At 60.5% G+C, this 9,509-nt stretch carries 9 protein-coding genes and 1 tRNA gene; 6 read left to right on the top strand and 4 right to left on the bottom strand.

Annotated features, from left to right (window positions below; all coding sequences use genetic code 11):
- Positions 1-815 (bottom strand): thioredoxin family protein (locus tag Q0072_RS20010; protein WP_298333478.1); only part of this gene is annotated, 815 nt, incomplete at its 3' end.
- Positions 816-938: 123 nt separating this feature from the next.
- Positions 939-1,502 carry an alkyl hydroperoxide reductase subunit C gene (gene ahpC / locus Q0072_RS20015; protein ID WP_013478220.1) on the bottom strand — a complete coding sequence of 188 codons (564 nt, stop codon included), beginning with the start codon at positions 1,500-1,502 and terminating at the stop codon, positions 939-941.
- Positions 1,503-1,944: 442 nt separating this feature from the next.
- Here ahpC and Q0072_RS20020 point away from each other — a divergent pair, with 442 nt between their 5' ends.
- The 4 genes from Q0072_RS20020 to Q0072_RS20035 all read left to right on the top strand — a co-directional run bounded on the left by Q0072_RS20020 (position 1,945) and on the right by Q0072_RS20035 (position 8,424).
- On the top strand, positions 1,945-5,052 hold the full coding sequence (locus Q0072_RS20020; RefSeq protein WP_298333481.1) for a TonB-dependent receptor: 3,108 nt from the start codon (positions 1,945-1,947) through the stop codon (positions 5,050-5,052).
- A gap of 147 nt (positions 5,053-5,199) precedes the next feature.
- Positions 5,200-5,904, top strand: a complete 705-nt coding sequence (locus tag Q0072_RS20025) for a SapC family protein (RefSeq protein ID WP_298333483.1) — start codon at positions 5,200-5,202, stop codon at positions 5,902-5,904.
- Positions 5,904-6,938, top strand: a complete 1,035-nt coding sequence (locus Q0072_RS20030; RefSeq protein WP_298333485.1) for a cupin-like domain-containing protein — start codon at positions 5,904-5,906, stop codon at positions 6,936-6,938. Before Q0072_RS20025 ends, Q0072_RS20030 begins: the two co-directional genes overlap by 1 nt.
- A 10-nt stretch (positions 6,939-6,948) precedes the next feature.
- On the top strand, positions 6,949-8,424 hold the full coding sequence (locus Q0072_RS20035) for a tryptophan halogenase family protein (protein WP_298333487.1): 1,476 nt from the start codon (positions 6,949-6,951) through the stop codon (positions 8,422-8,424).
- Positions 8,425-8,494: 70 nt separating this feature from the next.
- On the opposite strand, the gene Q0072_RS20040 is transcribed toward Q0072_RS20035, so the two are convergent.
- A tRNA-Ala gene (locus tag Q0072_RS20040) sits at positions 8,495-8,570 on the bottom strand.
- Between the two features lie 124 nt (positions 8,571-8,694).
- On the opposite strand from Q0072_RS20040, the gene Q0072_RS20045 reads away from it, so the two are divergent.
- Positions 8,695-9,003: a YggT family protein gene (locus Q0072_RS20045; RefSeq protein ID WP_298333489.1), complete on the top strand. Its 309-nt coding sequence runs from the start codon at positions 8,695-8,697 to the stop codon at positions 9,001-9,003.
- Positions 9,004-9,276 carry a DUF167 domain-containing protein gene (locus Q0072_RS20050; protein ID WP_298333491.1) on the top strand — a complete coding sequence of 91 codons (273 nt, stop codon included), beginning with the start codon at positions 9,004-9,006 and terminating at the stop codon, positions 9,274-9,276.
- A gap of 56 nt (positions 9,277-9,332) precedes the next feature.
- On the opposite strand, the gene Q0072_RS20055 is transcribed toward Q0072_RS20050, so the two are convergent.
- On the bottom strand, positions 9,333-9,506 hold the full coding sequence (locus tag Q0072_RS20055; RefSeq protein WP_366941859.1) for an isocitrate/isopropylmalate family dehydrogenase: 174 nt from the start codon (positions 9,504-9,506) through the stop codon (positions 9,333-9,335).
- Positions 9,507-9,509 lie beyond the last annotated feature (3 nt).

Consider the following 9,509-nt stretch of genomic DNA (forward strand, 5'->3'; position numbering starts at 1 on the left):
GCCAGCTTCGGGCCTTCGGTGTGCGGCACTGAGATGAAGTTCTCGATATCCATGGTGTCGAGCACCTGACCGCCGAAGCGTTCGGCCACAACGCCGGTGCGGATGCCTTTGCGCGCCGCATAGATGGCGGCCGAAGCGCCGGCGGGGCCACCGCCGACGACCAGCACGTCGAATTCCGACTTGGCGCTGATCTTTTCGGCTTCGCGCGATTGCGCTCCGGTGTCGAGCTTGGCCAGAATTTGCTCCAGACCCATGCGGCCCTGACCGAAGGGCTGACCATTCAGCAGGATGGTCGGCACGGCCATGACCTGACGCTGTTCGACCTCATCCTTGAATAGCGCACCATCGATGGCGACGTGCTTTATCTTCGGGTTCAGGACGCTCATCAGGCTCAGCGCCTGCACCACGTCGGGGCAGTTCTGGCACGACAAGGAGAAGTAGGTTTCAAAGCGCAGTTCGCCGTCGATATCGAGCGCCTTGACCTGCTCGATCACTTCGGCTTCGACCTTGGGCGGGTGGCCACCGACCCACAGGAGGGCCAGCACCAGAGAGGTGAACTCATGCCCCATGGGCAGGCCGGCAAAGGTCACTGCGACCTCCGGGCTGCCGCTGCGCACGATGTCGAACGACGGCACGCGCTCACCGCCGGACGAGACGGTCAGGGTCACCTTGGGCGAGGCGGCCACGATGTCTTCAAGCAGATCGACCAGCTCGCGCGACTTGGGCTGATCATCGGTGTGGGCGACCAGTTCGATCGGCGCGCGCAGGTTTTCGAGATAGGCCTTCAGTTGGGCCTTCATGCCGTCGTCAAGCATGGCGTACTCCGTATATTGTCGTGAAAATCATTGTCTATATGCGGACTCCGCAAAGCCCGGATAAAGAAAATGACGCAGGTGCGGGGAGACATGGGGGGAGGCGGGCCTCCCCCCATGACTAGCTTAGATCTTCCCAACGAGGTCGAGCGACGGGGCCAGGGTCTTTTCACCCTCTTCCCACTTGGCCGGGCAGACTTCACCGGGGTGCGAAGCGACGTACTGAGCCGCCTTCACCTTGCGGAACAGTTCGGTGGCGTTGCGGCCCACGCCTTCCGAGGTGATTTCCATGAACTGGATAATGCCTTCCGGATCGACGAGGAAGGTGGCGCGGTCAGCCAGGCCGACGCCCGGACGCATCACGTCGAAGTTGTTGGTGATGGTGCCCGACTGATCGCCGACCATGTAGTAGTTGATCTTGCCGATGGCGGGCGAGGTGTCGTGCCAGGCCTTGTGCGAGAAGTGCGTGTCGGTCGAAACCGAATAGACTTCGACGTTCAGCTTTTGCAGGTCCGGATAGATGCCGGCCAGGTCTTCCAGCTCGGTCGGGCAGACGAAGGTGAAGTCGGCCGGGTAGAAGAAGAAGATCGACCACTTGCCCTTGGTGTCGGCATCCGAAATATCGACGAACTTGCCTTCCTTGTACGCGGTGGCTTTGAAGGGCTTGATCGGGGTATTGATGAGGGCCATTGGGGAAATCCTTTCATGAAATGGACGATGCTGTATTCCCCATTTTGGCGCAGAAAACAAATCTATAATATTTATAGTCTGGATAAATTTAGCTTATGGATGACCATAATCGAATGTCAGGCGCGTTGTCCGTGTGGCGCATTTGTGGCAATAAGGCCACGAGCTTGTCCTCATTGTAAAAATGTGTAAAAGATCGGTAGCGTGGACAGCGTTGTCATGTTAGCGCTATCGCACAATAAGCGACTCAAGTCGCAAACAGGGAAAAACGCGTAGGGTTTCAAACCTTGCCGATAACTGAGCCGGTCCTGCCCCAAAGGCGGAGTCGTGCCGCTATGTGTCACTCAGTACCGTGTTTCGTCCGCAAAGGGAAACCCGACGGCGAATTCATGCACTCAAAAAGCGTTTTTATTAGTAAAAAAGATCCAACTTCTGGGAGGAAATCATGACTTCACCGATTAACGGTGTGTCTTCGCGTGGCGCGCGCCGCGTGATCCGTAACATGGTCCTGTGCAGCGCGTCGGGTATGGCGATGCTGGCCGGTGCCGCCTATGCGCAGGACGCTGCGCCGGCTTCGGGCGACAATGTCGAAACCGTGGTCATCACGGGTGTGCGTGGCTCGCTGCAACGCTCAATGAATATCAAGCGCAACGCCACGGGTGTGGTGGACGCCATCACGTCGGAAGACATCGGTAAGTATCCGGACACCAATCTGGCCGAATCGGTTCAACGCATTCCGGGCGTGTCGATCGACCGCACCAACGGCGAAGGTTCGACCGTGACGGTGCGCGGCTTTGGTCCGGGCTTCAACCTTGTCACCCTGAATGGCCGTGTGATGCCCTCGGCGCAGATCGGTGCCGTTGGTACGGGCAACATCACCGCAGGTGGTGGTTCGCGTAACTTCGACTTCTCCAGCATCGCTTCGGATGGCGTGTCGGGCTTTGAAGTCTATAAGACCGGTAAGGCCAATATCGCTTCGGGCGGTATCGGCGCGACGCTGAATATCAAGACCCTGCGCCCGATCGGCAAGGCCGGGTCGGCCGGTTCTATTTCGGCCAAGGCCGTGCACGGTGAAAACCTGATCGACGGCAAGGACTGGACCCCGGAAATCGCCGGGACCTATAAGTGGACGAACGATGACAACACCTTTGGTGTGGCCCTCTTCGGTCAGTTCGCCGAAAAGGACGTGGCGACCCGTCAGGCCACCCAGAACAGCTGGAACCTCGACACCCGCGATCAGTTCTACAGCCCGTCCAGCGGCCGTCTGCGCTATGCCTCGAACCAGACGACCCTGCTGACCCAGATCACCAATGCGCCGCCGGCCGGTTCGCTGGTTGCCTATCCGAACGACAGCCGTTACGCCCTGTCTGAAACGCACAATGAGCGCACTAACCTCGTGGCGACGGCGCAATGGCGTCCGGCAGAAAACTGGCTGTTCACGGCGGATGCGGTCTACGTCAAGAACGAAGCCACTGAAAAGCGCGCTGAACAGACCAACTGGTTCAACCGCCCGTTCGATCAGATCATCTTCGAAAAGGGTGCTTCTGGCATCTATAATGCTGTTTTCCTGCAGGAAAACCTGTCGGGCGTGAAAGACATCGGCTTCGAACAGCAACTGGTCGGCCTGAAAAGCACCCTGAAGTCGCTGGGCTTCAACGCCAAGTGGGACATCAATGACAAGATGAGCCTGACCTTCGACGCTCATTCGTCCGAAGGTAAAGTCCTGCCGAACAACCCCGACGGCTCGACGGCGGTCGCTATCTCGATCGGTGCACCGGTCGTGGCATCGCACTCGGTGGACTTCCGCAGTGACATCCCGGTTCAGAAGTACACCATCAACGACGCCCTGCGTGGCAACAACAATGGCCGTCTCGATGCCGGCGATCTGGGCTCTCAGGTCGGTCGTACCTGGACCAACAGCCAGACCAACAAGATCGACGAATTCAAGGTCGATTTCGCCTATGACTTCGACGGCGAAAGCCGCTTCGACGGGGGTATCGACCTGCTGAAGTCGAAAATGACGACGACGACGGGTTCGACCTATCAGGCGCTGGGTGACTGGGGTATCTCCAAGCCGGGTGATGTGGCGCAATACGCGCCGGGTCTGGTCACCACCTATGATCTGGGTGGCCTGTTCCAGGACTTCACGCCGGGTCAGTCGAATATCGCCTTCCGTGGTAACGCGCTCGACATCTACCGCGCGCTGGCCAAGGGTTATAACCAGTCGCTGCCGACCACCTCTTTGACGGCCAACACCATCGAAGAAGACATCAAGGCGATCTACGGTCAGTTGACCCTGAAGGGCGACTTCCTGGGTAAGCCGGTCGGCGTCGTGGCGGGTCTGCGCTATGAAAAGACCGATGTGACGGCTTCGGCCCTGCAAAGCGTCCCGACGGCCATCCGCTGGACGGCTGACAACGACTTTGCGGTCGATTTCGGCACAGGCGTCGCCACGCTCAGCAGCCAGGCGGACTACGACAACTGGCTGCCGAACCTCGACATCTCGTGGAATGTGCGTGATGACGTGACGGTGCGGGCGTCCTACTCCAAGACCATCGCGCGTGCGGCCTATGGCAACATGTACGCCACGACGACGGTCAACACGCCGCCGCGTCCGACCGCCAACGGGACCAACCCGACGGCCTCTTCGGGCAACCCGGCCCTGCTGCCGCTGGAATCGTCGAACATCGACTTCTCGGCGGAATGGTACTATGGCCCGGCCAACTACGTGTCGCTTGGCTTCTACAACAAGGACGTGGCCAACTTCATCGGCACCGGCCGCGTGACGCAGAATCTGTTCAGCCTGCGTGACCCGACCGCCGCTACGGCAGGCTCGCGCTCCGGTACGGCCAAGACCGCGCTGGGTGAACTGGGTCAGTCGCCGACCGACGTCAACCTGTTCACCATGACCGCTCTGGTCATCAAGAACAACGGCAACACGACGGCTGCCAAGAACGAGTACACGGCCAATTCGACCAACGGTAACCTCAATCAGGCCTTCGTGGATCAGATCCTCGCCGCCTATGATATTACCGCGAACTCGACCGATCCGCTGTTCAACTTCGACACCTCGATCCCGGTCAACAACAAGACCGCGAACATCCATGGTTTCGAAGCGGCCTTCCAGCACTTCTTCGGTGATACTGGCTGGGGTCTGTCGGGCAGCCTGACGACGGTTGATGGCGACATCGGCTTCGACAACTCGGCCGCACCGGGCACGCTTCAGTTCCCGCTGCTGGGTCTGTCGGATACCTACAACGTCACCCTGATCTACGATAAGGGTCCGCTGTCGGGTCGTCTGGCCTACAACTGGCGCGACAAGTACATCGCCAGCACCAATGTCGGCTCTCAGGGTGACCCGCAGTACTTCGAAGCCTTCGGGGTTCTGGATGCTTCGGTCAACTACTCTGTGACGTCGAACATTCAGGTCACCTTCGAGGCTCTGAACCTGACCAAGGAACACATCCGTCAGTACGGACGTGACACCTCCAACCTCTACTTCGCTCAGGAACTGGATACCCGTTATCAGATCGGTGTCCGTTACAAGTTCTGATCCTTTAGTAGACTGTAAAGGGGAAGGGCCGCGGGCAACCGCGGCCCTTCCTGCCTTCTGTCCCGTCGCCTGGTGCTCTGTCGCTTGGCATCTTGCCGTTTGAGAGGGGCGGGGTAAGTTCTATGTATCTGCTGCGAAAGTTGTTCCATGCCCAACGCCGTCCTTCTCGATAATGTTCAGCATCACGACCTGAGGGTCATCGGCGGTCACGGCCCGGCGTTTGGTGACGCGGTGAATGAAATCCCCGTCTTTGCCCCCGAATTTGCTGAGCTTCAGCGCGACTACCCGCTCTATTTCCGCCAGACGGAAAACGGCGGTTTCCAGACCTATGCCCTGCTGGGCCTCGATAAGGACGAGAACCTGTTTCTGGCTGACGCTCAGTGGCAGGCGCGTCACGTCCCGGCCATGAGTAACCGTGGCCCCTTCCTGATCGGCATGAACGACGCTCAGCCCATGCTGATGGTCGATCTCGACCACCCGCGCCTCAGTCGCAGCGAGGGCGAGCCGGTCTTCCTGCCGCACGGCGGCAACGCCCCCGCTCTGGAGCGCCACATGCGCGCGCTGCGCACCATCCATCAGGGCGTTGAACTCAATGCGCCGATGTTCGCGGCGTTTCAGGCCGAGGGCCTGATCGCGCCGGTTGAAATCGCCATCCGCCTCGACGACACCACCGAATACAAGATTCCGGACCTGTTCTCGATCAGTCAGGAGGCCCTGTCGCTGCTCAGCGGGGACGCGCTGGAGCGGCTGAACCGCGCCGGTTTCCTGGCGCTGGCCTTTCAGGTTGCGGGCTCTATGGGCAATATGGCCCGCATCATTGAACTGAAAAACCGCAAGCGGGCCGCGCTCTGATGGCTGAGATTACCCGACGTACCGAGGTCGTGACCGGTATTGCGCCGGACGCCATTCCTTTTGATGAACTGATGGCGGCGCAAAAACCGGTCATCCTTAAGGGCGTGGCGCGCGATTGGCCTCTGGTGCGCGACGGCTTGCACAGTGCCGCGGCGGCGATGGATCATCTGCGCCGATTCTATCAGGGGCGGCCGGTGACCGCCTACACGGGCGCGCCGGAGATTGGTGGGCGCTTCTTTTACCGCGACGATATGGCCGGGTTGAATTTCACAGCCGCCCGCGCCGACCTCAGCGCCTTTCTCCAAGAGGTGGCGGCGCATCTCGACGATGCCGCGCCGCCGTCCTTCTATATCGGTTCGACTGATCTGGGTCTGTATCTGCCGGGCCTGCGTGAGGCGGGCAACGATCTGAGCCTGACCCATCCCATGTTCGTGGCCAATCCGCCTTTGGCCAGTATCTGGATCGGCAACCGCACCACGGCGACCTGCCATTTCGACATGTCGCACAATATCGCCGTCTGCGTGGCCGGGCAGCGGCGCTTTACCCTGTTCCCGCCGGATCAGGTCGCCAACCTCTATCCCGGCCCGTTGGAGCCGACACCCGGCGGGCAGGTGGTCAGTCTGGTCGATTTCCGGGCCCCCGATTACGACCGTTTCCCGCGTTTCCGCGATGCCGAAGCCGCCGGTCAGGTGGCTGATATGGAACCGGGCGATGTCCTGTTTTATCCGGCCCTGTGGTGGCACCATGTCGAGGCTTTTGCACCGTTCAACATTCTGGTGAACTACTGGTGGAACACCTCGCCGGCCTTTATGGACACGCCGATGAACACCCTGCTGCACGGCCTCTTAAGCCTGCGTGACCGGCCGCAGCCGGAAAAGGACGCCTGGAAGGCCCTGTTCGACTATTACATTTTCGGCCCGGCGGAACAGGCGGGCGCGCACATCCCCGAAGCGGCGCGCGGCGCTTTGGGGACACTGAACGACATGACAGCCAGACGCCTGCGGGCGCAACTGCTGCAAAAACTGAATCGCTGAGGGAAGAGACATGCAACCGGTCAAAAAGGTAGTCATTGCCGGCGGCGGCACCGCCGGATGGTGCGCAGCGGCGGCCCTGTCGAAGCTGCTGGGGACGCTGATCGACATCACCCTGATCGAATCGGAAGAGATCGGCATTGTCGGGGTGGGGGAGGCGACCATCCCCACGGCGCGCACCTTCCACCACTTTCTGGGCATAGATGAACGCGCCTTCCTCAAGGCGACCAACGCCACCTACAAGCTCGGTATCGCCTTTGAAAACTGGGCGCGCGACGGCGACCGCTATATCCACTCCTTCGGTGAGATCGGCAAATCCAACTGGATGGCTCCGTTCCACCACGTGTGGATGGCGGCGCGCGACAAAGGGTTCGGCGGTGATCTGGGCGATTATTGCTTCGAGCTGCGGGCGGCAGAAGAGGGGAAATTCTTCACCTCGGACACGGCGCGTATCAACTACGCCTATCATTTCGACGCCGTGCTCTACGGGCGGTTCCTGAGGCAGTTCAGCGAGTCGCACGGGGCAAAGCGCATCGAAGGCCGCATCCGTCAGGTGCGTCAGGACGCCGACACCGGCTTTATCACGGCGCTGGAGTTGGAGTCGGGTGAGGTCATCGACGGCGACCTGTTTATCGACTGCACGGGCTTCAAGGGGCTCCTGATCGAAGAGACGCTGAAGACCGGGTTTGAGGACTGGAGCCACTGGCTGCCCACCGACCGGGCGCTGGCCGTGCAGACAGCGCCGTCCGGGCGGCTCGATCCCTATACGCGCGCCATTGCGCACGGCGAAGGCTGGCGCTGGCGCATCCCGCTACAAAACCGCGTCGGCAACGGGCTGGTCTATGCCAGCGGGCACCTGACGGACGAGGCGGCGCGCGAACGGCTGCTGTCGCTGGTCGATGGCGAGCCGCTGACCGAGCCGCGCCTGATCCGTTACCGCACCGGGCGGCGCAAAAAAATCTGGAACAAGAACTGCCTGACGGTCGGTCTGTCGAGCGGCTTTATCGAACCGCTGGAATCGACCAGCATCCACCTGTTCCAGATCGCCGTGACGCGCCTGATTCAGATGTTCCCCTTCGGCGGCATCACCGAGGCGGTCAGCGACCACTATAATGAGATTGCGCGCCGTGAAATCGAGAAGGTGCGCGACTTCGTCATCCTGCACTACAAGCTGACCCAGCGCGACGACACGGCCTTCTGGCGCGAACGGCGCGACATGAGCGTACCCGATAGCCTGACCGAGCGGCTGGAGATGTTCCGCGAACACGGCCACGCCTGGCAGGCGGCCGATGACCTGTTCCGCGTCGATTCGTGGGTGCAGGTGCTGCTGGGGCAAAGGCTTGAGCCGCAATCTCACCACGCCATCGGTCAGTTAATGAGCGAGGCGCAACTGCGTCAGGCACTGGACGGCCTGAAAACCAATATCGCCCGCACGGTGGAGGCCATGCCGACGCACGAAGCCTTCCTCAAAAGCTATCTGGCGGCGTGAATTTGTGGGGCGGCGGAAAAACCAACGCCCGTCGGCGAAAAGCGCGGCGGGCGTGAGGTCAAACAAGAAATGGTGGAGCTAAGCGGATTCGAACCGCTGACCTCCTCATTGCGAACGAGGCGCTCTACCAACTGAGCTATAGCCCCATTCCTTGTGGAAGCCGTCTTTTAATCGAACACCGGAGACTGTCAAGTCGGGTTTGACTTGTTATAGCTGTCGGCACCGCTATATTCACAAAAAGCCGGACATGCCGGGTGCCAAGGGTTTTCCATGATCGATTTCGTCTTCTTCGTCCTCAACGGTATTTTGTCTTTCGCGGTGTGGGTCATCATCATCAGCGCGATCCTGAGCTGGCTGGTGGCGTTCAACGTCATCAATACGCGTAATCCCGGTGTGTACCGCTTCATGGAAATGCTGGATCGCCTGACCTATCCGATCCTTGAGCCTTTCCGCCGTGTCATCCCCAATCTGGGCGGTATCGACATCAGCCCGATCATCGCCATCCTGATCATTCAGGGGATGCAGCGCTACCTGCTGCCGATGGCGCGCGGTGGCCTCTATGGCCTGACGGGTATGTAATTGACCCGGCTGGTCGTGCGGCTAACGCCCAAGGCGGCAGCGGATCGCGTCGATGGCTGGGAGGCGGATGAGCAGGGGCGGCCCTTTCTCAAGGTGCGCGTTACCGCGCCGCCGATAGAGGGGCGCGCCAATGAGGCGCTGATCGCCTTTCTGGCCAAGCGGTTGAAGCTGCCCAAATCACGCCTGTCATTGCTGGCCGGGGACACGTCTCGCCTCAAGCAGATCGAGGTCGAAGGTCTGGATGAGGCGGCGTTAAAGGCGGCCCTGACATAAAAAGACCCCGCCGGAGCGCTCCGGCGGGGTCTTTTATTCGTAAGTATGTGTGACGCTTACGCTGCGACCTTGGCCGCGTGGATTTGCGCCACAATCGCCTTGGTGACTTCCGAACCGGCCAGCGTGCCGCCCAGATCGCGGGTCAGTTGCCCGGCCTTGATCACCGCTTCGATGGCGGCGTCCAGTGCGTCGGCTTCGACGCTCAGATTGAGCGAGAAGCGCAGCATCATGGC

The sequence above is a fragment of the Asticcacaulis sp. genome (assembly GCF_027484505.1).
Taxonomy (GTDB): domain Bacteria; phylum Pseudomonadota; class Alphaproteobacteria; order Caulobacterales; family Caulobacteraceae; genus Asticcacaulis.

What these genes read in the sequence shown, in the direction of transcription:
- ahpC (WP_013478220.1), bottom strand. Translation starts at nt 1,502, where the DNA reads ATGGCCCTCATCAATACCCCGATCAAGCCCTTCAAAGCCACCGCGTAC.
- Q0072_RS20020 (WP_298333481.1), top strand. Translation starts at nt 1,945, where the DNA reads ATGACTTCACCGATTAACGGTGTGTCTTCGCGTGGCGCGCGCCGCGTG.
- Q0072_RS20025 (WP_298333483.1), top strand. Translation starts at nt 5,200, where the DNA reads ATGCCCAACGCCGTCCTTCTCGATAATGTTCAGCATCACGACCTGAGG.
- Q0072_RS20030 (WP_298333485.1), top strand. Translation starts at nt 5,904, where the DNA reads ATGGCTGAGATTACCCGACGTACCGAGGTCGTGACCGGTATTGCGCCG.
- Q0072_RS20035 (WP_298333487.1), top strand. Translation starts at nt 6,949, where the DNA reads ATGCAACCGGTCAAAAAGGTAGTCATTGCCGGCGGCGGCACCGCCGGA.
- Q0072_RS20045 (WP_298333489.1), top strand. Translation starts at nt 8,695, where the DNA reads ATGATCGATTTCGTCTTCTTCGTCCTCAACGGTATTTTGTCTTTCGCG.
- Q0072_RS20055 (WP_366941859.1), bottom strand. Translation starts at nt 9,506, where the DNA reads ATGATGCTGCGCTTCTCGCTCAATCTGAGCGTCGAAGCCGACGCACTG.